Origin of the sequence: Bradyrhizobium sp. LTSPM299, from assembly GCF_000938235.1 — a bacterium.
GTDB lineage: Bacteria > Pseudomonadota > Alphaproteobacteria > Rhizobiales > Xanthobacteraceae > Bradyrhizobium.
Window position 1 is genome coordinate 377,758 of the sequence record NZ_JYMU01000013.1, and the last position, 23,286, is coordinate 401,043.

The 23,286-nt window shown below is 63.7% G+C and carries 20 protein-coding genes; 6 read left to right on the plus strand and 14 right to left on the minus strand.

What is annotated here, in order from left to right; genetic code table 11:
• Positions 1 to 82: 82 nt before the first annotated feature.
• The gene (locus UP10_RS09780) at positions 83 to 925 is read right to left on the minus strand and encodes a class I SAM-dependent methyltransferase (protein WP_502692174.1); all 843 of its coding nucleotides are present in this window, start codon (positions 923 to 925) and stop codon (positions 83 to 85) included.
• Between the two features lie 136 nt (positions 926 to 1,061).
• On the opposite strand from UP10_RS09780, the gene UP10_RS09785 reads away from it, so the two are divergent.
• Positions 1,062 to 2,621 carry a helix-turn-helix domain-containing protein gene (locus UP10_RS09785; RefSeq protein ID WP_197086772.1) on the plus strand — a complete coding sequence of 520 codons (1,560 nt, stop codon included), beginning with the start codon at positions 1,062 to 1,064 and terminating at the stop codon, positions 2,619 to 2,621.
• Positions 2,622 to 2,633: 12 nt separating this feature from the next.
• On the opposite strand, the gene UP10_RS09790 is transcribed toward UP10_RS09785, so the two are convergent.
• Positions 2,634 to 3,146 carry a thioesterase family protein gene (locus UP10_RS09790; RefSeq protein ID WP_044587103.1) on the minus strand — a complete coding sequence of 171 codons (513 nt, stop codon included), beginning with the start codon at positions 3,144 to 3,146 and terminating at the stop codon, positions 2,634 to 2,636.
• A gap of 82 nt (positions 3,147 to 3,228) precedes the next feature.
• Between UP10_RS09790 and UP10_RS09795 the strand changes: the two genes are divergently transcribed.
• Both UP10_RS09795 and UP10_RS09800 read left to right on the plus strand, forming a co-directional pair.
• Positions 3,229 to 4,653 (plus strand): FAD-binding oxidoreductase, encoded by a 1,425-nt coding sequence (locus UP10_RS09795; RefSeq protein WP_044587104.1) that lies wholly within the window; start codon positions 3,229 to 3,231, stop codon positions 4,651 to 4,653.
• Between the two features lie 90 nt (positions 4,654 to 4,743).
• Complete coding sequence (locus tag UP10_RS09800) at positions 4,744 to 5,136, plus strand: hypothetical protein (protein ID WP_044587105.1); 393 nt, start codon at positions 4,744 to 4,746, stop codon at positions 5,134 to 5,136.
• A 115-nt stretch (positions 5,137 to 5,251) separates the two neighbouring features.
• Here UP10_RS09800 and UP10_RS09805 read toward each other — a convergent pair whose 3' ends face one another.
• The 11 genes from UP10_RS09805 to UP10_RS09855 form a co-directional block, all read right to left on the minus strand.
• On the minus strand, positions 5,252 to 7,201 hold the full coding sequence (locus UP10_RS09805; RefSeq protein WP_197086773.1) for a potassium transporter Kup: 1,950 nt from the start codon (positions 7,199 to 7,201) through the stop codon (positions 5,252 to 5,254).
• Between the two features lie 301 nt (positions 7,202 to 7,502).
• On the minus strand, positions 7,503 to 9,191 hold the full coding sequence (locus UP10_RS09810; RefSeq protein WP_044587106.1) for a SulP family inorganic anion transporter: 1,689 nt from the start codon (positions 9,189 to 9,191) through the stop codon (positions 7,503 to 7,505).
• 311 nt (positions 9,192 to 9,502) lie between these two features.
• Entirely contained in the window at positions 9,503 to 10,492 is a 990-nt protein-coding gene (locus UP10_RS09815; protein ID WP_245321702.1) for a gluzincin family metallopeptidase, read from the minus strand.
• On the minus strand, positions 10,489 to 11,265 hold the full coding sequence (locus UP10_RS09820) for a creatininase family protein (RefSeq protein ID WP_044587107.1): 777 nt from the start codon (positions 11,263 to 11,265) through the stop codon (positions 10,489 to 10,491). Before UP10_RS09820 ends, UP10_RS09815 begins: the two co-directional genes overlap by 4 nt.
• A 10-nt stretch (positions 11,266 to 11,275) precedes the next feature.
• The gene (locus UP10_RS41995; protein ID WP_050043612.1) at positions 11,276 to 12,061 is read right to left on the minus strand and encodes an HvfC/BufC N-terminal domain-containing protein; all 786 of its coding nucleotides are present in this window, start codon (positions 12,059 to 12,061) and stop codon (positions 11,276 to 11,278) included.
• Positions 12,058 to 12,906: an MNIO family bufferin maturase gene (gene bufB / locus UP10_RS09830; protein WP_044587108.1), complete on the minus strand. Its 849-nt coding sequence runs from the start codon at positions 12,904 to 12,906 to the stop codon at positions 12,058 to 12,060. Before bufB ends, UP10_RS41995 begins: the two co-directional genes overlap by 4 nt.
• A 171-nt stretch (positions 12,907 to 13,077) precedes the next feature.
• Positions 13,078 to 13,335 (minus strand): BufA2 family periplasmic bufferin-type metallophore, encoded by a 258-nt coding sequence (gene bufA2 / locus UP10_RS09835; protein WP_197086774.1) that lies wholly within the window; start codon positions 13,333 to 13,335, stop codon positions 13,078 to 13,080.
• Positions 13,336 to 13,543: 208 nt separating this feature from the next.
• A complete protein-coding gene (gene bufA2, locus UP10_RS09840; protein WP_044536085.1) occupies positions 13,544 to 13,807 on the minus strand; it encodes a BufA2 family periplasmic bufferin-type metallophore in 264 nt (87 codons plus the stop codon).
• 313 nt (positions 13,808 to 14,120) lie between these two features.
• Positions 14,121 to 15,911 (minus strand): DUF255 domain-containing protein, encoded by a 1,791-nt coding sequence (locus UP10_RS09845; RefSeq protein ID WP_044587110.1) that lies wholly within the window; start codon positions 15,909 to 15,911, stop codon positions 14,121 to 14,123.
• An 85-nt stretch (positions 15,912 to 15,996) separates the two neighbouring features.
• Positions 15,997 to 16,461, minus strand: coding sequence for a DoxX family protein (locus UP10_RS09850; protein WP_044536087.1), 465 nt, complete (start codon positions 16,459 to 16,461; stop codon positions 15,997 to 15,999).
• A 137-nt stretch (positions 16,462 to 16,598) separates the two neighbouring features.
• On the minus strand, positions 16,599 to 17,330 hold the full coding sequence (locus tag UP10_RS09855) for a cytochrome c biogenesis CcdA family protein (RefSeq protein ID WP_082077036.1): 732 nt from the start codon (positions 17,328 to 17,330) through the stop codon (positions 16,599 to 16,601).
• Positions 17,331 to 17,519: 189 nt separating this feature from the next.
• Between UP10_RS09855 and UP10_RS09860 the strand changes: the two genes are divergently transcribed.
• Both UP10_RS09860 and UP10_RS09865 read left to right on the plus strand, forming a co-directional pair.
• Entirely contained in the window at positions 17,520 to 19,580 is a 2,061-nt protein-coding gene (locus tag UP10_RS09860) for an adenylate/guanylate cyclase domain-containing protein (RefSeq protein ID WP_044587111.1), read from the plus strand.
• Positions 19,581 to 19,694: 114 nt separating this feature from the next.
• A complete protein-coding gene (locus tag UP10_RS09865) occupies positions 19,695 to 21,065 on the plus strand; it encodes a serine hydrolase (protein WP_197086775.1) in 1,371 nt (456 codons plus the stop codon).
• Between the two features lie 266 nt (positions 21,066 to 21,331).
• Here UP10_RS09865 and UP10_RS09870 read toward each other — a convergent pair whose 3' ends face one another.
• Positions 21,332 to 22,075 (minus strand): FadR/GntR family transcriptional regulator, encoded by a 744-nt coding sequence (locus tag UP10_RS09870; protein ID WP_044587245.1) that lies wholly within the window; start codon positions 22,073 to 22,075, stop codon positions 21,332 to 21,334.
• A gap of 174 nt (positions 22,076 to 22,249) precedes the next feature.
• On the opposite strand from UP10_RS09870, the gene UP10_RS09875 reads away from it, so the two are divergent.
• On the plus strand, positions 22,250 to 23,281 hold the full coding sequence (locus UP10_RS09875) for a TRAP transporter substrate-binding protein (RefSeq protein ID WP_044587113.1): 1,032 nt from the start codon (positions 22,250 to 22,252) through the stop codon (positions 23,279 to 23,281).
• Positions 23,282 to 23,286: the final 5 nt, after the last annotated feature.

Genomic DNA, 23,286 nt, shown 5'->3' on the forward strand with positions numbered 1-23,286 from the left:
CGTCGCGCCGACAAGTGCGGCGAATCGGCCAGCAGCGACGGCGGCCTGACGGGACCGCTGTCACTGCTCTACCAAGTCGTCATCAGCGCTTGATGATCACGATTTCGAGGTATTCGCTCGGAACGATCATGGTGCCGTCTTCGGCGCGATTCATTTGGGCGATCAGCGCGAGAAGATCGTCTCTCAGTCCCTGCTGGTGCGCCGCGTCGAGCGCCGCGAAAGCCTTGAGCATCGGGCCGTAGTAACTCTTGAAGACGTCGAGGAAATGCTCAGGTGATCGGTAGCGGAATGCGAAATTGCGTCGTTCGGCCTTAACCGAGCTGGCTGAGGGTCCAAACATCTCTCTGATGCGCGGCTCGGTTCCCCACAGCGCCGGCGATTTTGCGCCGGCGGGCGGCGGCAGGTACTTGCCGAGCGTCTTGAAGACCTGCCCGATAAAGCCCTCCGGCGTCCAGTTGGCTAGGCCGATCTTGCCTCCGCTCTTGCACACCCTGAGCAGTTCGGTCGCGGCGACGTCCTGATTGGGTGTGAACATCACACCGAAGGTCGAGACCACGACGTCGAAAACTGCGTCGCCGAAACACAGCGCCTCCGCGTCCGCTTCCTTGAACTCGACCGACAAGCCCTCCGCGGCGGCGCGGAGCCGGCCGCGCTCGAGCAGGCTCGGGACATAGTCGGTGGAGACGACATCGCACCAGCGACGGGCCGCCGCGAGGGTGACATTGCCGTTTCCGGCGGCGACGTCGAGAACCCGCTGTCCCGAGCGAATATCAAGGGCCTCGCAAAGCTGCTCGCCGACAATCTGCAAAGTGGTGCCAACGACGGCATAATCGCCGGAGGACCATGCACCATGCTGGCGGGCCTTCAGCGCTCCGAGGTCGATCTGGCCGGGCTGATGGCTGTGGGCGGCGGTCGGCGTCATCATGGTTGTGCCTCCTTCGAAGCTTGCGGGCTTTGCCATCTTGGCGAGGCCGGGGTGTAGGCCGCGGTCCGGCCGGCAGCTATCCAGTTTGCGACACGGCTATCCCGATCATGAACTTTTTCGCGTGGGGTCGAGACCCATGATCGAGGTTTTCGGGGTTTCTGAAATGATTGCGGAGCAAATCCGTCCTTCTACGGCATCGCCGCTGCCGCGCAGCGTTCGTCGCGCGCTTGATGCCATGCATGAGAATGCCGCGCGCAACTGGCGTGTGACGGAGTTGGCCGTTGTCGCCGGCACCTGCGGCAGGACGCTGCAACGGCAATTTTTGGCGTTTCTCGGCAAGACGCCGGGCACCATGCTCCGCGACATCAGATTCGAGCGCGCGCGGCGTGAGCTGCTGCAGGGTTTGCCTTGCGCCAGGGTCATGGATGTAGCGCTGCGCTGCGGCTTCACGCACTTCGGGCGTTTTTCCGTCGCGTATCGCCGCCGCTATGGCGAGGCACCATCCCAGACCCTGAAGCGGCAGGCCGTGGTCGTTGCCGCGCTCGCGTCGTTCCCGTCATTCCTCGTGTTGCCTTGCGATCGGCCGACGGTCGCCTTTGGCCCGATCGAGGCTTGTGCGGAACACGGTGAGGTGGCGGCCAACGTCACCGACGATCTCGCCACTGCGCTCACGCGCGCCGGAATTTCCGTTGTAAGCAAGCAGCGCACGGCGCGCTATCATCTGGCCGGCGCGATGCGAGGATCGGGTGCGCGGATGCACCTGACGTTGCGGCTGATCGAGACCGGAACTGGCCGCCAGCTCTGGGCGTATCGCTCCGACGGCGCTCTCGATGACGACTCCATCCCGGAACAGCTCGCCGCGCGGATTGCCGCGGCGCTTCAGCCGTGCCTGCGTCTTGCCGAGGTTGATCGCGCGCTACGGAAGCCGGACAGCGACCTCAGTCCGCATGACCTCGCTCTCCGAGCCATGCCGGGTGTTCTCTCCCTCGACGCCGACGGCAACTCGCGTGCCCTCGAATTGCTGGAACGGGCGATGGACCAGGATCCCAAGCACGCGCTGGCGACGGCGTTGGCAGCCTGGGCGCATATTCAGCGTGTGGTCTATCATTTCACCACGGCGGCGCAGGCGGAGCGGGCTCGAAGCATTGACCTGGCGCGGAAGGCAATGGTGCTGTCCGGCGACGCAATCGTGCTTGCGGTGCTCGGTAACGCCCTGACGTTGCTCGACGACCTCGATTCCGCCGAATTGGTCATTCGCAAGGCGCTGTCGGTGGACGGCGGGTCGGCCTGGGCGTGGAGCCGCAGTGGGTGGATCGACGTCTATCGAGGCGAACCCGAATCTGCCATCGAACGTTTGAAGATCGCGCTCGACCTCGCGCCGCACGACTCCCTTGCGTTCAACAGCATGGTCGGGATCGGCTGTGCACATTTCAAGGCGGGCAATTATGTGGAAGCTGCCGGCTGGCAGGAGCGCGCGCTGATCGAGCATCCGTCGGCGATCTGGGTGCATCGAACATTGTGTCCCGCCTACGTGCTTGGCGGGGGCAAGTCCGCAGCCCGTCGAAGTTTCGGCGCGCTGCGGGAGCGATATCCGGAACTCACGGTGTCGGAGGTGCAACTGGGAATGCCGCCGCTGCCGCAAGGCTATTGCGATCTTGTGGTCGGCGCGCTGCGCGACATCGGGCTCCCGGCCTAGGTCCCCAAACGCCTATTTCGAGGGCATCGCCACGTTGCGGCCGATGCCCTCGGGACGCGCCACGGCCGCGTGGCTGCCCAAGATCGCCTGAGCGCGGGCGCGGATGTCTGATGGAAACGGCGCCACTTTTCGCGCCTGCATGTCCATATGCAGGGACATGTTCTCCGAGGTCGCCGACAGCCAGCCCTCGGTGGCGTGGCGCATCTCCTGAAATGTGTGCAGCCGCTTTTCGTCGGCGCCGAGCAGGATGATCGTGATCTGCACGGGATCGCCGAGGTGGATCTCCCTGATATAGCGGACATGGCATTCGGCGGTGAAGGTCGAGCAGTGCCGCTCCTTCATATAGGCCGGGCCGATGCCGATCTGCAGCCACATTTCGTCGATGGCGCGGTCGAACATCACATTGTAATAGGCCATGTTGAGATGGCCGTTATAGTCGATCCATTGCGGCTCGATCTGCATCACCGAGGATTTGAACGGGGCAGGCGGAAGCGGCACCTCCCCGGCGGCAGTCACGTCAGTCATTATCCATCCCTGTTGGTTCGATAGGTTCTTGACCCCTTATACAAGCTTTGCCACGGTCGGCTAAAGCCGGAGGAAATTCGACGTGGCGACAACGATTTCGAGCAATGTGACGCGACCTGAGCCGCAGGCCCTGAAGGGCGCCATCGATGCGCTGGCGGCGCGGTTCGGCAATCGGCTCGTGACGTCGCTGGCCGTGCGCGAGCAGCATGCCCATACCACCACATGGCTGCCGACCCAGCCGCCGGATGCGGTGGTGATGGCCCAGGAAACCGCCGACATCCAGGACGTGGTGCGGATTTGTGCCAAGCACGGCGTGCCCGTGATCGCGTTCGGCACCGGAACCTCGCTGGAAGGCCAGGTCAATGCGCCCGCGGGCGGCGTTTGCCTCGATCTGCGCGACATGAACAAGGTGCTCGAGGTCCATGCCGAGGACCTCGACTGCGTGATCCAGCCCGGCGTGACCCGCAAGGCGCTCAACGAGCATCTGCGCGACCAGGGCCTGTTCTTCCCGATCGATCCCGGCGCCGACGCCTCGCTCGGCGGCATGACGTCGACCCGCGCCTCCGGCACCAACGCGGTGCGCTACGGCACGATGCGCGAGAACGTGCTGGCGCTCAAGGTGGTGCGCGGCGACGGTGAGATCATCACCACGGGCACGCGGGCGAAGAAATCCTCTGCCGGCTATGATCTGACGCATCTGTTCGTCGGCGCCGAGGGCACGCTCGGCATCATCTCGGAACTCACCATCAAGCTGCGCGGCATCCCTGACACGATCGCGGCGGCGGCGTGTTCGTTCGAGACCGTGCGCGGCGCCTGCCAGGCCACCATCCTCGCCATTCAAACTGGAATTCCCGTCGCGCGGATCGAACTGCTCAACGCCGAGCAGGTGCGCGCCTGCAATGCCTATTCGAAATTGACGCTGCCGGAGACGCCGCTGCTGCTGCTGGAATTCCACGGCAGCGAGGTCGAGGTCGCCGAGCAATCGAAGAATTTCCGGGACCTCGCCGCCGAATGCGGCGGTGGCGACTTCAGCTGGACCACCAAGCCGGAAGACCGCACAAAACTGTGGCAGGCGCGGCACGACGCCTATTGGTCGGTGAAGGCGCTCCGCCCCGGTGACCGCATCGGCGTGGTCGCGACCGACGTCTGCGTGCCGATCTCGCGGCTCGCTGACTGCGTCACCGAGACCGAGGACGATCTGAAGCGGCTCAATCTGCTGTCGCCGATCGTCGGACATGTCGGCGACGGCAATTTCCACTGCTCGCTGGTTTGCGACATCGACAACAAGGACGAGATGGCGCGCGGCGAGGAGTTCATGCACCGCCTGGTCGAGCGCGCCCAGGCGATGGGCGGCACCTGCACCGGCGAGCACGGCGTCGGCCAGGGCAAGCAGAAATATTTGAAGGCCGAACTTGGCCCCGAGGCCCTCGACGCGATGAGGGCGCTGAAGCGCGCCCTCGATCCGCAGAACATTTTCAATCCCGGAAAGATCGTCCCGGCTGTCTAGAGCATGATCCGGAAAAGTGGAGACCAGTTTTCCGAAAAGATCATGCTCAAAGAATAAGCTATTGGGATATTCCGGCCACAGGACGTGGCGATGTTGTGGTTTAGCAAGGCCAAGCGCATCGAGGTCTGGGACGAACCCGTCGAGGAACAACTCGGCGACATCGAGGCTGCGCAGAAGATCCGTGCGATTTGCCGTACCGCCGCCGACAGCGCCGAGAAGGTCGGCACATCAGAGGGCCGCTCGCCGAAGAAACTTGAGGTCGACCGCGACCGCTACCAGCGCGCCGCCAAGGCCGCGATGGCGCTCGCGATGAAGATTTCAGACGAACTGGTGCGCGACGCCGCGGTCCGCGAGATCGTCGGCCTCTGCATGAAGGCCCACAACATCAAGACGGCGCGGGCGCTGTACCGTGCGATCCACGCGGGCTCGATCAAGGCCGAGGTGCTGAAGGAGCATCCGACGCTGGAGGCGGAGGCCGGCTGAGTTGCTCCGGCTATGGCGTGTACTCATGAATTCGTAACGTCCGTTTACCCTCGACAGCGGACGTTGAAGCCGACATGTGTGCATGTCGGCCCGGGCCACAAGCGATTCTCGCCGCTCAGGCCTCGACACGGAAACCGACTTCGATCACCGCATCGTGCGGGATTTTGAAGAAGTCGGGCGCGCGACTGGCGATCCTGTTAAGGAACGTGAACAGCGCAAAGGTGAAAGGATCCATCGACGATCCAGTTTCGCGGCGCACGATGGTCTCGTGCGCGAGATAGTAATTTTTGTGGTCGAGATCGCCGTCGAAGCCGAGCTTGTTGCAATTGATTAGGGTCAGCGGGATGTCCGGCGTCTGCATGAAGCCGAGCCGGACCTGGATGCGATAGAAGCCGTGGCCGAGGCGATGCACGGAGTGGCGTTCGCCGAAGGGCACGCGCGGCCGGCGATCAGAAGCAAAGGTGAGTAGCACCACCGTTTGGTGGAGCACGCGGTTATGCTCGATATGGCGGAGCAGCATCGGCGAAGCGCCATGCTCGACCTTAGTGAGCCAGACACCCATGCCGGGCGCGCGGCCGATCACCGCTTTGTCTGCATAGTCCAGAAATTCCTTCAGCGGCATCGACATCTCTTGCAGCCGGTGTCGCACTGCGGAGGAGCCCTTGCGCCATGACAGCATCAGCGCTGCGATCAGCGTGCCGACGAGCAGTGGAAACCAGCCGCCCTCGACGATCTTCAGCGAGTTGGACACGAGGAAAGTGGAGTCGATCGCACCGAAGATGGCGATGACGGGAATTGCGAAGCTTTGCGGCCATTTCCAGAGCGATACCGCGACCCGATAGAGCAGGATTGTGGTGATTAGCATGGTGCCTGACACCGCGATGCCATAGGCCGCAGCAAGATTGTCCGACGAGCGGAACAACACCACCGTCAACAGCGTGCCAGTCATTAACAGCCAGTTGGCCGCGGGCACATAAACCTGGCCTGCCTCATCGAACGAGGTCGGGATGATGCGCGCCCGCGGGCATAGCCCCATCTGCATCGCCTGGCGCGTCAGCGAAAACACGCCGGACACCAGCGCCTGCGAGGCGATGATGGTGGCGAGCGTCGCCAGCCCTACCATCGGGATCAGCGCCCAGCCAGGGACAAGCTTGTAAAAGGGATTATCGGCAGCGGATGGATCGGCGAGGATCAGCGCGCCCTGCCCAAAATAGTTCAGCAGCAGCGCCGGCAGCACCAGCGCAAACCATGCGCGCCGGATCGCAGCCGCTCCGACATGGCCCATGTCGGCATAGAGTGCCTCGCCACCGGTGAGCGCGAGGAAGACGGCGCCGACAACGACAAAGGCGACCTTGGGATCCCCGAGCAGGAACTGCGCTCCCTCGAGCGGATTGACGGCACGCAGGATTGCCGGTGCGGCGATGATGTTGACCACGCCGAGCAGGCCAATCACGGCGAACCATGCCACCATGACCGGACCAAACAGCTTTCCGATGCTCTCGGTCCCATGACGCTGAATCACGAACAGGCCGACCAGGATCGCGATCGTGGCCGGCAGGATGAAATGCTCGAAGCTGGGAGCGACTAACTTTAGGCCTTCCATTGCCGAAAGCACGGAGATAGCCGGCGTTATGACGCCGTCCCCATAAAGAAGAGAAGCACCGATCACGCCGAGGAGGACCAACAAGGGAAGTTTCGCGCCGTCCCCGACCTTATCCGCCGCGACCAGTGACAGCAGCGATAAGATGCCGCCCTCGCCTTCATTATCGGCGCGCAGGATCAAGACGACGTATTTCAAGGAGACCATGGCGATCAGCGCCCAAAGAATGAGCGATACGATTCCGGTCACCTCGGCTGCGGCGGGAGCCGGGTGGCCGAGCCCAGTAAGCGCCATCTGGAAGGCATAAAGTGGGCTCGTTCCGATATCGCCGAAAACCACGCCAAGTGCGGTCAGGGCCAAAAACCATTGATTGCCCGCATGATGCAGGTCTTTCGCCTGGTCGAGCGTGGGCTCCGGATGGTCGAAACCGAGCCCTCTCACCGAACGATCGATCAAGTCGCTCAAGGCTGCACCTCGCACGGTGGACGGAATCTACCTCTGCAAAATGCAAGCGCCGTGCCGGAACACTCCTCAGGACTGGCAGTAACGGATCGAACTCGAACAATACGGCTTAGTCGATGTCCGCTTTCACGGCTTTCGGCCGAGAGCGGGTACGCATTTGCTCTGACGTGAAAGCGACCCAATCACGGCCTGCACGTCACCGAGATCGACACGCGAGTCGGCAACGGGTCAAAGCCAGAAAAATCCTAAGCGGAGCACAAGACGTGCGCTCTGCTCCCGAGAGCCGACGTTATGAGCACGCGCTCTATGCCTGCCCGCCCAGCGCGCGCACGGCTTCATCGACGCTGTGAAAGACGTGATCCTTCGGCAATACCTCGTAGAGATTGAACCGCTCGAACGCATCCTGCGCGCGCGATGATTCCAGCCGCGCGACGGCGACCGTCACGCTCTCCTCGCGGCACTCGCGGAACAAATCGTGCAGGCACTGCGCCGCGGTGAAGTCGATCTCGATCATGCCGCTGGCTTCGATCACCAGCAGCCGTGGCGTCGGTGTCGATGCGGCGATGATCTTGAGCACCTCTGCGTGAAAGCCTTCTGCATTGAGGAACGACAGTGGGGCCTGCAGGCCGACGACGGCCATTCCGGGCTTGCGCTCGCCCGCGGTGTGCGGGCCCGACGGCCACCAGATCGTGGTGCCGGGGACATGGACGAACTCGACCACCTTGCCCCGCGTCGTGGTCCAGATGCCGTGCAGCAGCGACAGCGCGATGCCCACCGCGACGCCTTGCTCGATCGGCAGCACGATGATCGCGGCTGCTGTCGCCACCACCAGCAGGAATTCGTAGAATGACTGGTGGAAGATCGCGACGATCTGCTTGACGCGGATGATGCGCAGCGCGACGAACAGCAGCACGCCGCCGAGCGCGGCGTCCGGCACGTGCTGCAGCAGCGTCGCGCCGAATGCCAACAGCGCGAGCACGATTCCCGCGGCGACCAGCCCGCCAAGCTGCGTCCGGCCGCCGGTTTCCGACACGATGCCGGTCCGCGGCGGTGAGGCATTGACCGGGAAGGCGCCGAACAGGCCGGCGAGGAGACTGCCGGCGCCGGCACCGAGGAAGTCGCGGTCGACATCGGCCGGCTTGTCCGGATCCGACAGAAACGATCGCGTCGTCGCCGCCGTCTGCACCATCACGACAACAGCGATCAGGATCGCTAGCGACGACAGCTTGACCCATCGCTCGGGGGCAATCACGGGAAGCGACGGCGTCGGCAGTGTCGCCGGCACGGTGCCGACCACCTTCACGCCCTTGCTTTCGAGATGCCAGGCGATCACCGCGATGGTCGCCGCGACCAGACCGATCAGCGCGCCCGGAATCCGTGCGCTGATCTTTTCCGATCCGGCGACCAGCGCCAGCACGCCGAGACCGATCACCAGCGTATAGGGGTTGGTCTTGTCGATTTCGCCGGCGAGAACGCTGAGCTTGTAAAGCGTCGGTCCGTCGGGCGAGGCGAGGCCGAGCACGCCGGGCAGTTGCGAGACCAGGATGTGGACCGAGATGCCGGCGAGGAAGCCGACGGTGACCGGCGTCGACAGCAGATTGGCGATCCAGCCGAGCTTGAACAGGCTGCCGGCAACCATGATCGCGCCGACCAGGAGCGCCAGCGCCATTGCCAGCGACTGATACTCGGGCGTGCCGGCTGTTGCCATCAGCGCCAGGCCGCCGGCGAAGATCGGCGTGATTGTGGAGTCAGCTCCGCAGGACAGGAAGCGGTTGGCACCGAACATCGCAAAGCCCAGCGATCCCGCCATGAAGGCAAAGAAGCCGATCTGCGGCGAGAAGCCGCCGAGCCGCGCGGTCGCCATCTGTTCGGGGATCGCAATCGCGGCCAGCGTCAGGCCGGCGATCAGATCGCCCGGGAGGTCGCTGGGACGGAAGGCTTTCAGCGAACGGAAGATCGGCCAGTTGGCGCGCGGTGTATGATCCCTGGCCATCGATTTCGAATCTCTTTCGGCGTCTGCTGCGGTGAGAGGAAATAGTCCGCCATCGCACGGCCAAAATCCAGCTAAGTTCCGCGTGTGCGGCCGCGAAGGGCGGTAGCCAGAGCATGACGAGATCAGGTTGAATAGCCGCCGCGAAGTCTGTGCTCCCTCTCCCGCTTGCGGGGGGCGAGGGACGCCTGCATTTATTTCGGAATAATGGAATAATGCAGCTGAGTTGCCCGACATGTCGAGTGCCGTGCCGAACGCCGGCAGCCGCCGGCTACTTTGCATGGGGTTGTTTTCGATATTTTGGCCGTGCGTCCCTATCGGGCGCGCGTTTCGGTGATCGCCTTGCGGATCGCCGCCAGCGGCGCGGCGTCGTCGAAGTCAATTGTGTCGCCCTGCATCCTCACGCCGAGATCGCGCCACAGCGCGGCGAGATCGGGCGTCACCGGCTTTGGTCCCATTTCGTTGTGCATGCGTGTCAACACGTCGACGCCGACAGCCTTGTCAGCGGTCGCAAGCACCCGATCGATCGACCAGTCCTTCTCGTGATTGCCGCCGGCGGCAAGCACGCCGCGCATCGCATCCTGCAGCCCGAGCCGGTTGCCGGTGCGTTTGCGGATCTCGATATCCGCAAGCAGGCAGAACATCGCGCCGCCCCAATATTTGCGGCCCCATGTGTCGGTGTTGTCGAGCCCCTCGTCGCCGGCCTGCGGCAGGCCCTTCGGCATGTCGCGCATCATCGCCTGCCAGATCTCTCGCGCAGTGAGGTCGCCGGCCTGCACCCGCGCAATCGGCTCGATATAGACGGCGAGGCCTTCGGACAGCCAGCCGTAACGATCGTCGAGGTCGGGCAGGGCGGTGTGCACCATCTCGTGCACCATCACCCAGTCGCGCTTCAAATCGTCCTCGTCGGAGGCGCGGCCAAGCATCACGCGGATCGCGGCGCCGCGATAGCCCCAGGTGGTGCCGCCACGGACGCGCGGGCCGTCGACGGGCACGAGCAGCAATCGCAGTGAATCGACAGGGAAGCGGCCGTAATAGGTCGACACGGCTTTCGCCGACATCTTCACCCAGTCCAGGATTTTCTCCTTCGGCAGCGCGATGTCGCCGGGCGCGAAACCGACATGGATCGTCGCGCCTGGGACCTCGAGGTCTGTCTTGGGCAGCCTGTCGAAGGCGTCGTAGGGCATGCGATCGCCCCGCATGAATTCGGACTGCGCCTCGACGTGCCAGGACACGACGCCGATCAGCAGCGAGGCTACGAGCATGGCCGCGGCGATCACCCGATATGTCGGGATGCTCTTCATCGCGACACGCTGCGAGACGCCGGCGCTTCGCGCTCGGCCAGCGCCGCGGCGACCTGTTCGTGGAGATCGTCGAGCAGCGCGGCCAGCAGAACCTCGCCCTTGGCCCGCGTCGCCAGCGTCGGATCGCCGTAGCTGCCGGAGCGGCTGTAGTTCGGCGAGTTTGTATCCGATGGCGTCAGGCGACCGGGCACTTCATGCCGGATGGCAGGGCTTGCCTCGGCACGTGCCATCTCGACCATATCAGGGGCGATCGCGAGCATCAGCGAGGTCTCGAGCTCGTCGGCATGGCTGCCGTAGCTTTGCTGGCTCAGCGTTTCGGCGGCGTGCACATAGCGCGGGCCTTCGTAGATGCGCAAATGGTGGACCTTGCCGCTCTCGAGGCGGCTCAGCGCCCGTTCGGCCGGCGCCAGCGTGCTGATGCCGGTGTTGAGCACGAACAGGGCCTTGCAGCCGCTGCCAAGGATCTCGGCGGCGATCTCGTGGATCAAAGCCTCGAAGGTCGCGCCCGACAGGCTGGCACTGCCGGCATATTCAATGAAGGCGGGATAATAGCCGTAGGTGACGGTCGGCCAGATCAGCGCGTCGATGCGCTCAGCCAGCCGTGCGGCGAACCATTCGGCCTGCAGGCGGTCGGTGTTGAGCGGCAAATGAAAGCCGTGTTGTTTGGCAGCGGCGCCGACCGGCAGGATGGCTGGGTGACCTGCCGCAATCCGATGCGCCACCTCGTCCCAGGTGAGGCGCTCGATGAAGTGGCTGCTGATGTCGGCGCCCATGCCGGGCCCTCTATTCGCGGACGGATGCTGCCGTCAGGAGTCCTGCCGTGATCCAGCCGTGCAGATAACCGGCGCCGCGCGCGGCCGCGCCGTCGGGGTCGTCGTAGGTTGCGAGCATTTCACAGAGCACGCCGAACGGAATGCCGTTTGTGGCCTCGTCCCACATCATGGCTTCCTCGATCGGCAGCTCGCGGAACATCGGCGTGGTGTCCTGGCGCCAGATCAGCGTGCGATACGGCTCCGCAAGCGTTTCGGCTTCAGGCGGCGCCTCGTCGTTCTTCAACGCCATCCAGACTGCGGCCGCATTGGTCGAGAGATCGATCCTGGCCGCGCTCGGATGCGGTTCGAACACCAGATCGTTCCACATCTCGGGCGCGAAGCCGGCCATCGCTTCCAGCGCCAGCACGGCGCCTTCCTTGGCATCGAAGGCGTCGTTCAGCGCCTGCTCCAGCGCGGCGAGATCGGCCAGCACGGGATGATCGCTGTAGGGCTCGTTGGATCGCAGGAAGTCCGGCAACGCTTGCGAGAACCAGCGCAAATTCGGATGCTGCGACGGCCGCGCCTTGACATAGGCATGGCCCATCTCGTCAAACGTCTCGTCGCCGAGATAAAGATGCAGCAGCTCGTGGTCGTTGCGCATCGCCTCGACCAGCCGCGAGCCATAGGCATAGCGATAGACGCCGAACAGCGTCTCACGCTTCTCCTGGGGGCTGTCGAGGATTTCGGCCAGGATCTTGTCGTCGCCGGTCAGGATGCCGTGCTGGAAGTCAGCCTGCTGGCGTGCGAAGTCGCTCATCGCGCCAGCGCGCCCGGGGGCAGCACCTTCTCCGCGATCTCGCGCGTCCTGACGACTTCGACCATCAGCTCGTCGAGCGGTGGGATGTTGTCGTCGCGCTCGATCATGGTCGAGACTCGCCCGAACCGCTTCAGTGCCGCGACATAGAGATCCCAGACGTCCTCGCACACCGGATGATCGTGGGTGTCGATGATGTGCGTACCCATGTGGCTGTGGCCGGCCATGTGGAATTGCACGACGCGGTCAGCAGGGATGCCGTTGAGGAAGGTCAGCGGATCATAGCCGTGGTTGAAGGCGCTGACATAGACGTTGTTGATGTCAAACAGCAGCCAGCAGCCCGAGCGGCGCGACAGCTCGGAGAGGAATTCCCATTCGGTCATCTCGGAATTGTTGAACTGCACATAGGTCGAGACGTTCTCGAGCACGATGGCGCGGCCGAGGACATCCTGCACCAGTTGCACGCGGCTCACGACATGGTCGAGCGCTTCCATTGTGTAGGGGATCGGCAGCAAATCGTGCAAATTCTTGCCATGCACGCCGGTCCAGCACAGATGGTCGGAGACCCATTTCGGCTGCGCGCGTTTCGCGAGGTCCTTCAGGCCCTGAAGGTACTCGAAATTCGGTGGCGCGGTGGAGGCGATCGACAGCGAGACGCCGTGCATCACGACCGGATAGCGCTCGCAGATCTGATCGAGGATGCGCAGCGGCTGGCCGCCCGGCAGCATGTAGTTCTCGCTGATCACTTCGAACCAGTCGATCGGCGGATTGCCGTTGAGGATCTCGTCGTAATGTTGCGCGCGCAGGCCGAGGCCGAAACCGAGGAACGGCGGCTTGGCTGATTGCATCGGACGCTCGCTGCGCGCCGTCGATGGATCGGGCAATCGGCTTGCGACGTTCATGGCGTCTCCGCGCTGCGGGCGCCGTGACGTCGGCGCCTGACTTGCAAAACGATGATTGGTGAAACTATCACGGAAACGGGGCCCGGCCTACACCGGGCCCCGTATGATCCGAAGCGCTTACGCGGGCTCGAACTTGCCCTTGGCGGCGTCGCACTTGTCCTTGGTCATGGCCGAGAAGCCCTGACCCTTGCAGGCGTTCTGGCCCTTGCAGGCATGATTGCCGCCCTTGCAGGCGCTCTGGCCCTTGCAGGCATTGGCGCCGACGCAATGGCCTTCGCCGGCGGCATAGGCCGTGGTCGACATGGTGGCACCGGCGAGGAACAAAGTGGCTGCAGCGGCGGCGATCGCGGCTCCAGACCTGGAAGTAACCTTCATGAGCATCTCCTCTGGAATAACATTGAAGGTGCGCCGCCCGCTGGCCGCGACAGTTCCGGCCAAAGGCTGCACCCAGCGTTAGCTACGCGCGCGGCGCGCATTGGTTACATCGCGGGCGAGCTTTATTTTAGAATTTATTTTCGTGGTGGCTCGTAAAGAAAAAGGCCCGGCGGCAGCGCCGGGCCTTCGTTGCATCGATCCGGGACAATCAGCCCTTGACGTAGGCGCCGCCGGACGCTGCGCACTTCTTCTCGGAGGTCATCGAGAAGCCGGTGCCCTTGCAGGCGTTCTGACCCTTGCAGGCGTTGGCGCCGCCCTTGCAGGCGCTCTGGCCCTTGCAGGCGTTGCCGGCCATGCACTTGCCCTGGGCAGCGCTCGCTGATGTCGTGGTGGTCGTGACCACCGCGCCGGCGAGGAACAAGGTCGCGGCAGCGGCTGCGAGTGTCGCACCGGACTTGGAATTCAACTTCATGACGATCTCCTCGATGGTTGTTTGAACACTGAGTGTGACGCTGTGGGCATCCGACGATCGTTCGATCCCAGACCACAACGAGTGGACATTCGGAAAACAATCAGATCGCAGCGGCTGTCGGAGGACGGTGCTTCCGCGGTCTGAATGCTCTTCCAAAAACAGCTACGGGACGTCAGGTGATTTGGTTACAGAGTTTCAAAAGAAAATTTTGTTTTGGCCGGTTGGACAACCCGTTCATGTTGAACCCCGCGGCGCCGGGAGTATTTCATTGCGTCCGGGCGATGTACATGCTGCGTTGCACAACCGGATTGAATCAGTTCTGGGCTGCGCGCGCCGGCTTCAGCTTGGCCATCTGCGCGACGTTCGCCTGCAGTTCTGCCGCATTGAACGAGGGAAACGAGCAGATGCGGTTGCTGCAGGCAAAGGCCGCGGGCTCGCCGAGGTCGGGATATTCGACATCGGGATTCGGCAACTTGCCTTCGCGCGGGTCGAACCAATCGAGCCGCTTGTAACGGGCGGGCACGGCGCGGGCGATGGCGTGCAGCGCCTGCGCGCGGCTGTCATCCTTGTGTCCGACGATCGTCATATGCGTCGGCTCGACCGCAAGTTCCTCATCGGCGAGCAGCACGCCGGGCAGCGGCCGCTGCATGTCTGATGCCGCAGCGCTGAGGTAGCGCATCGCGTGCGCGGCTTGTTCGCGATAGGCCTCGGTGCCGTAGTAGCGATTGAGCATGTTCATGAAGCGCGCGAGAAGGATCTGGTCGTCGATCAGCTTGGCCGGCTTCGCGAACACGCCGGCCTTGCCTTCCGATGTCTTCGAGGTGAAGAAGCCGCCGGCCTCGTCGCGGAAGGTCGCGGCGAAATCCCCCGCCTTGGCGGCCGCGGTCAGCCAGTCGCGGTTGCCGGTCGCGGCGTAGAGATCGAGAAAGGCCTGCCCCATCGCGACGCTGTCGCCGAGGAACGGCCCGCCGCGATCCTTGTCGCCATGGCGGAAGCCGCCATCCGGCAGCGCGCGATTGGCAAGCACCCATTTGGCCGACCGCTCGGCGATCGCCAACACCTTCGGATCGTTGCTGACTGCGTAATAGGCCGCCAGTCCCGAGATCGCCCAGCCGTTCTCGCGGGCATAGAGGTTGCTATCGATGCGGGGCAGGCCGAGCTTGCGGCGCTCAGTGTCTGGCAGCGCGTAGTATGTGTGTCCGTCGACATCGTGGTTGAGATCGGCATCCTGGCTCGCATAGAAGGCGCCGTCAGGGCTCAGGAGGAAACTCGTGAGATAGCGCTCGACGTTGCGCGCGGCGGCGAGAAGTTTCGGGTCCTTCCACAGCGCATAGCCCTGGCTGTATTGCCGCAGATATTGCGACTGGAACGACATGATCTTCTCGAAATGCGGATGGCTCCAGCTGCCGGCCTCCGAGTACTGGAACACGCCGCCCCACACCGGATCGATCAGCGCCACCGCGGCATCCAGCGTCTGCCGCGCGCGCTTGGTGGCAACGGCATCGCCAGCCTCGGCGCGCGTGAGCGAGAGGTCGAAACTGTCGGCGTCGATATATTTCTGGTTCTCGCCCCAGCCCGCGAGCTTGTCGTCATAGGAGTCGTCAAAGGTCTTGGTCAGCTCGGTGCGCTGCTCCTTGGTCAGGAAAGCGGACGCCGTCGGCTTGACCTCGAAGGCTTCGCCAACCGAGGGGCCCGGCGAGGGATCGTCGATGATGGCCTTGAGCAGCGCCTGCATCCGCTCCGGCTCGATATAGCCCCTGATCTTCGCGATCTCGGTGCCATCTGGCGCGAATACGATGGTCGCCGGCCAACCCCAGTCGCCGTAGCGGCTCGACAGGTCCGGGTTGGCATCCTGGTCGACGCGAACGGGGAGATATTTTGCCGATAGCAAGTCCTGCACCGTCGGATCGGCGTAGGTGGTCTTCTCCATCACGTGGCACCAGTGGCACCACACCGCCTCAAGATCGAGGATGACGAAGCGCTTTTCGGCCGTGGCATGCGCGAACAGATCGTTGTTCCAGTCACCCCATGCCGGCCCGTCGGCCGCGAGCGCGGGCGAAGCGGTCAGCGCGGCGAGCATTGCGATGGTGCGGACGAGTTTCATGGCGGCTCCTGGAGCACGAGGCGTTGGGAGCTACGCGCCGCCCGGGATCGGGGCTCGCGATGTCACGGGATTGTGAGCCGCTACCTCAGGTCGATTCCTTCGGATGCCCCGTTGCGTTCACCAGCAAGCGGTCCAGCGAGGCGGCGCCGGGGCCCGCGATCGCAAGCCACATGAAGGCGGCGAAGTAGGTCATCTCCTCGAAGCCGAACAGCGTCTCCAGCGAATCGACGTCGCCCCATTTCGCCGACTTGATCGCGACGAGCATCACCACCGCCAGCATCGCGGCGGGGATGCGGGTGAACAGGCCGAGGATCAGCATCACGCCGCCGAAGCATTCGACGCCCGAGACGAAGGGGGTGAGGATGTGCGGGAAGGGAATGCCCCAGTCGACAAAGTTCGCGGTGACCTGCGCGAGGTTGGTGAGCTTGCCCCAGCCGGCCAGCATGAAGGTGTAGCCGACGATGATCCGCATGATCAGCGGCCCGGCCCAGGAGAAATACGCGGCGATCCGCGCCGGCAGCAAAATCAGCAGGTTGACGATGAAATTCATGGGAAACCCCTCTCGAACATGTCGTCACGCGGCCTGCGCCGGTGTTCAGGGCGAACGCGCGTCAATCGGCTCGAGCCGAAAGCTACGGCCGCGTCATGGGAGGAGTTTCGTTCAGGTGAGCCGCTTGTTACAGCGGCCTAACCGATATTTTGCAGCGCCGGGAAGGTTTCCAGCAGCCAGACGCTGACAGTCGACACGCTGCCGGTCAGGAAAGCGATGCCGGTGATCACCATCAGCACGCCCATCGCGCGCTCGACATTGTGGAGCTGGCGCTTCATCCGGGCAAACAGCGAGGAGAACTGCTCGACCAGGAAGGCCGCGAGCAGGAACGGGATGCCGAGTCCCGCCGAATATACCGCAAGGAGCCCGGCGCCTCTGGTCACGGTGGCCTCCCCCGCGGCGATCGAGAGGATCGCGGCCAGGATCGGCCCGATGCACGGCGTCCAGCCGAAGGCGAAGGCGAGGCCCATGACATAGGCGCCCCACAACCCGACCGGCTTGGGCGCGGTCAGCCGCCCTTCGCGCATCAAGAGCCCGATCCGGGTCACGCCGAGGAAGTGCAGGCCCATGATGATGATGACGATCCCGGCCAGGATCGAGAGCTCGGCCGACCATGCGCGGATCAGGCCGCCGACAAAGGACGCGCTGGCGCCGAGGGCGACGAACACGGTGGAGAAGCCGAGCACGAACATCAGCGCCGCAATCATCACCGCGCGCTTGGAGGCCGCCGTCGCCCCGTCCTGGTTGACCTGCTCGATGGTCGCGCCGGTCAAATAGATCAAATAGGGCGGCACCAGCGGCAGCACGCAGGGCGACAGGAAGCTGACAAGGCCGGCGATCAGGGCCGCCGGGATCGAGACGTCGTGCATCAGTGAGCCTTTGAGGGTAACTGTCCTGTCTTGGCGTGTACGCAGCCAACAATCCAGAAGTTTCGTTATTGGTCGGTTCAACTATGGTCACAGGCCCGTGTCCGTCGTCCCGACTTGCGTCCGCGCCGGCGAAACAAATGCGGATATGTTCCGTAATGCGGTAGAGATACCGCGAAACCGGGTTATCCAATGCGCATCGGCATCCGCAGTGCCATCTCCGCCCTCGTGCTGACCTCGATCGTGGTCAGCGCCGTCGGTGTGCATCTGCTGTGGTGGCGCACTGCACAAAAGGTCAGCCAGACGTTGGCCGACACGATCAACGACCAGATCGTCTCTGCCGTTGGTGACGAGCTGCAGTCGATCACGACCGAAGCGCGCTCGTCGATGATGGCGGTGCGCACGCTGCTGGCCGGAAAAGTGTTCGAGACGCGTGACGCCGAAAAGCGCGAATTCGTCTTCAAATCGCAGTTGCTGTCTGAACCGACCATCTCCTGGGTTGCATTCGGATGGCCGGACGGATCGTTCTTTGCCGGACACAAGCTCGGCGACGCCGTGATCGAAATGTTCGAGATCACGCCCGACGCCAACGCGTCTGATGCGAAGATGCGGCGCGACCGGTACGAATTTGTTGGCAATGACCTGCGGCTCAAGAGCAGCCAGATCGAGGACACCAAATATCGGGTCGCCGATCAGGAATGGTTTCGCGTATCCATGGAAACCAATGACGAGCACTGGTCCACGCTGACGACGCTTCCCAGCGGCGAGCGGCTGGCGGCGGCCTTTGCTGCGCCGATCGACGTCGATCAAAAGGCCACCGGCGTTCTGTCCATCATCATCGAACTGACGCGGGTTTCGAATTTCCTGTCGCAGCTCACGGTCGGAAAATCCGCCGGCGCCTTCATTCTGGAGCGCGACGGCAGCGCCGTGGCGTCCCCCGATCCGGACGCCAATGAACTCAACGCACTGAAAACCGATCATCCGCTGTTTCCCGTCGCGGTCGATGCAATGCGGCAGGCCGGGAGTGCCTACAATCCGAACGAAGGGCAGCCGTTTCACACCCAGGTGACGCGGGATGGCAAGGCCTACAAGGCCGTGCTGACGCCGATCTCGTTTCCGGGCTGGTCGCTGGTGACTGTGGTGCCGGAGTCGGAGTTTCTTGGTCCGGTCCAGTTGACCATCCGGAAATTGCTGATCGGCCTGGCGATCCTGATCGTCTTTGCCGGGCTGGTATCGGCATGGCTCGCCCAGCGCCTGATCGCAGCACCCCTGATCAAGGTGATGGGCGAGATCAGGCATGTCGAACGCTTCGATCTGGACAAGGTCGAGCGGCACCCGTCGCGGCTGACCGAAATCGAAAACCTGTCCGGTGCGATCGGAGACATGGCGCAAGGGCTCGCCGCGTTCCGCAAATATATCCCGGCCGATCTGGTCCGGCGGCTGGTCAGCGACGGCAACGGTGCGCGGCTTGGCGGCGCGGTACGGCCGATGAGCGTGATGTTCATCGATCTCGCCGGCTTTACCGGGATGTCGGAACGATCGGGCGACCGCATCATCCCATTGCTGTCGCGTTATTTCGATGCCGTCTCGGGGGAAATCCAGAAGCAAGATGGCACCATCGACAAGTTCATCGGCGACGCCGTGATGGCGTTCTGGGGGGCGCCGGCGGAAAATCCCGGTCATGCCGTCGATTGCTGCCGCGCGGCGCTCGCCTGCCAGCGTGCGGTTGCGCAGGCCGGTCTGGTCGACGACACCGGCGAGGCGATCAGGATCCGCATCGGCATCAATTCCGGCGACATGCTGGTCGGGAATATCGGCTCGGAGGTGCGACTGAACTATACCGTGATCGGAGACGCCGTGAACATCGCAAGCCGCCTCGAGAGCACCAACAAGGTCTATGGTTCGACCATCATCATCGGCGAGGCGACGCGGCGGCTGGCAGGCGCTCGCATTCTGGTCCGCGAGCTCGACCGGCTCGCGGTCTACGGCCGCGCCGGCGGCTTGCAGATCTTTGAACTGATCGGAATGGCCGATCAAAGCGCAACGCCTCCCGATTGGGTGACATCCTACGAAGCCGGCCTGGCAGCATGGCGCGCCGGTGATTTCACCGCGGCGATAACAGCGTTCGAGAAGACCCTGGCGCTGCGCGGCGGGGATGCCGCATCAGCGCAGATGATCGCGCGCTGCCAGCATCAGCTCGCCAATCCCAGCGATGCGGATTGGGACGGCACCAGTGTGGCGCGGACCAAGTAGGTCGTCGTCAAATCTGTCTCTTCAAGTGTTGTTGATGGCACGTCGCTCCCTTGCCACCACCGCGGATGGCCTTAGAATTCGAGGCTGTGCATCCGGCCTGCCGGGAGAGCGATGGTGATTGCGCGTCGGGACTTTCTTCTCGGAACGATCGCGAGTGCGGTCTGTTCGGTGCGGGCGGGCGCCGGCTTCGCGCCGGATGAGGACATCAGAAATATCCTGCGGGATCGCGTCGATCGAGCCCGCCAAAGCCTCGGCATCGTCGCCAGCGTATTCGATCCCATCGGCCAGAAAACGGTGGCCCATGGCCACAGCGGCGCGGCCAATGATCGGGCGCTGGACGGCGACACCGTGTTCGAGATCGGCTCGATCACCAAGGTCTTCACGGCGTTGCTGCTGGCCGAGATGGTGACGCGCGGCGAGGTCGCCCTCGACGATCCGGCCGCAAAATTTCTTCCCGCTGACGTGAAGATGCCGGCTCGCAGCGGAAAGCAGATCACATTGCTGGATCTTGCGACCTATTCATCCGGGCTGCCGCGTGTCCCCGACGGAATACCGGCCGACGGTGACAATCCCTATGCGGCCTACACCGTCGAACAGCTCTACGCGTTTCTCTCCGGCCACACCCTGCGCTTCGATCCAGGGACGCATTACGAATATTCCAATCTGGGATTCGGTCTGCTCGGGCATGTGCTCGCGCTGCGGGCCAACATGAGCTACGAGGACCTTGTGGTGTCGCGGATATGCGCGCCGCTGGGGCTGGCGGATACCCGGATTTCGCTGACCTCCTCGATGCGCGAACGCCTGGCGCAGGGTCATCTCTCCAATCTCAAGCCGGCCTCGAACTGGGATATTCCCACGCTTGCCGGTGCCGGCGCGCTGCGATCGACCGCCAACGACCTGGTCAAGTTCATGAACGCGACCTGCATGGCCGGCGCCGGCGCGCCGCTGCGCCCGGCGATCGGTCTTTTGCTGCAAACCCGCCGCCCAACGAACGTTCCGAGGTGGGAAGTCGGCCTTGGCTGGTTCGTCCTGTCGGCCAACAAGGATGAGATCGTCTGGAAGGACGGCATGACCGGCGGATACGGCACCTTTGTCGGGTACTCCACCTCGCTGCGCTCCGGTGCGGTTGTGTTGTCCAACACGGCAAATTCCGTCAACGACATCGGGTTCAACCTGGCTAATCCTGCGAACAAACTCGCCCAATATCCTCCGGAGGTGACGGTCGATCCTGCGATCCTTGCGGCCTACGCGGGCGTCTACCAGTTGGGACCGAATTTCGCGCTGACGATCCGCGCGGAGCCGGAAAGGCTGTTCGTGCGCGGGACCGGACAGCCCGAGTTTGAATTATTTGCCGAGAGCGAGAACCGCTTCTTCATGCGGATGGTCGACGCGCAGGGAACCTTTCTGCGCGACAAGGATGGAAAGGTCGACCGGCTGCTCTGGCATCAGGGCGGAAGATATCAATATTGCCCGCGGACGCCTTGACGGGGTCGAACACGATCACTGACGAAATGCAAAGCTCGGACAGTTCGTGTCGCGAGAATGCGATGCTGCGTCCCTATCCAAAGATGTCATCGCCCGGCTTGACCAAGCGACCCAGTACGCCGCGGCCCATCGGCTCAAGCACGACTGTCTCAGGAATACTGGATCGCCCGGTCAACCCAGGTCAACCCGGGCGACGACATCTCGAGATGGTGGACCGCTCAGCGAAATCATAATTAAGGGCCATCATGCCGAAGCATGTCCCACCATCACCGCTTGCGCGCAGGCCGCGGCGCCGTCTCGAATTCGCGACCGCGAATCCGCACCAGATCATCCGCCGAATGCGCCAGCAGCACGACCGTCGCCTCGCGCGCGGCGTCCGCGTCGCCGGCGGCAATCGCATCCAGCACGGCGCGGTGCTCGATCAGGGCGCGCGGACGGTGCGAACCGGTCGCGGCGATCGCAAAGCTCTGGCGCAAGGTGATCTCGAACATCTGGGCGATTGGCCAGAAGAACTCGTTCCGTGTGGCAAAATAGATCGCCTGGTGAAAGGTGATGTCGGCGGCGACAAATGCCTCGTCGGTTCTTGCCGCTTCCATGCCGTCACAGCCGGTGCGGATCAACGCGATGTCGTCCTCGCTGGCGTGGGTCGCCGCGAGCGCGGCCGCGGCCGGCTCGACCGCGGTGCGCAACTGAAACAGTTTTGCAAGATATTGATCCATATCCGATGTCTCGAGGTGCCAGCGCAGCACATCGGGATCGAGCTGATTCCACTGCTCGGCTGGACGGACACGCGTCCCGCTCTTCGGCCGCGACTCGATCAGGCCCTTGCCGGTGAGGGTGCGGATCGCCTCGCGCACCACGGTGCGGCTGACATCCATCATCTCGCAGATCTGCATTTCCGGCGGCAGCGTCTCGCCGATGCCGATCTCGCCGCGGACGATGCTGCTGCCGACCCGGTCGGTGACCTGGCTGTGCACGTTCCGGCGCAACGCGTTGGAGGTCTGGAACATCGGGGAGCCTCGTTGCGGTTGGTGCGTGCGCGTCGGCGGGCCGCGCCCTTGCACAATCCGGTTGCGGACTTGCGCAACCGGATTTGTTTTGTCATACATTATGACAAATAGCCTGCCAAGCTCGCTGCAATCAATGCGACGGGCAACAACCATGCGTTCCTCGGGAGGAGCACCATGATGTCGAAGCGCCTGAGCCGCCGAATTGTGTTGCAGTCGTCGGTTGGAGCCGGCGCGTGGTTCGCCGCCGCACCCGCGCTGATCAGGCGTGCCGAGGCTGCGACCATGAAGATGCGATGTTCGTCGTCGCTGCCCAACGATCCCAAATTCGCCAACGGCCGCGTCTACTACGACAATCTCGTCAAGCAGATCAAAGCGAACGGGCTCGGCGAGCAGATCGACGTCACCTTCTTCCCCGACAACCAACTCGGCCAGGAAATCGACGTCATCAATTCGGTGAAGCTCGGGGTGATCGACCTGATGGTGTCGGGCTCGTCGATCTCGGCCAACCTGGTGCCGCTGGTCGGCACCTTCGACCTCGGATACCTCTTCTCGAGCTTCCCGCAGCAGACCAAGGCGTTCGACGCCGGTGGCGCGAAGCCGATCGAGGATGCGCTGCTCAAGGGCGGCAATATCCGCATCATCGCCTGGGCTTACAATTTCGGCGCGCGCAGCGTGCTGTCGAAGAAGCCGGTGAAGACGCCGGAGGATCTCGCCGGGTTGAAGATCCGTACGTTGCCCAACCCGATCATCACCGAATGCCTGCGCCTGATGGGCGCCGCGGCGACGCCGCTGGCGTTCGGCGAGATCTACACGGCGCTGCAGGCCGGTGTGCTCGACGGGCTCGAGCATGACCCGCCGACCATCCTCGCCAGCAAGTTCTACGAGACCGCAAAGAACTACGCGCTGACGCAGCATATCTTCTCGCCGCTCGCGGTCTATTTCAGCGACACCACGTTCAACCGCATGGATCCCAAGCTGCGCGAGGGGTTCCTCGATGCCGCCAAAAAGGCCGCGATCGATACCCGCGTTCACGGCCTTGCGGTCGAGAAGGAAGCGCTGGCGGCGCTGGCGGAGAAGGGCGTCACTGTCGTGGAATGCGACAAGGAAGCGTTCCGCAAGCGCGTGCTGCCGCAGACCGATAATTTCATCAAGGCGCGGCCAGAGGCGAAGGCCGTCGTCGACATGATCCGCGCGACCCAGGCCTGAGGCGG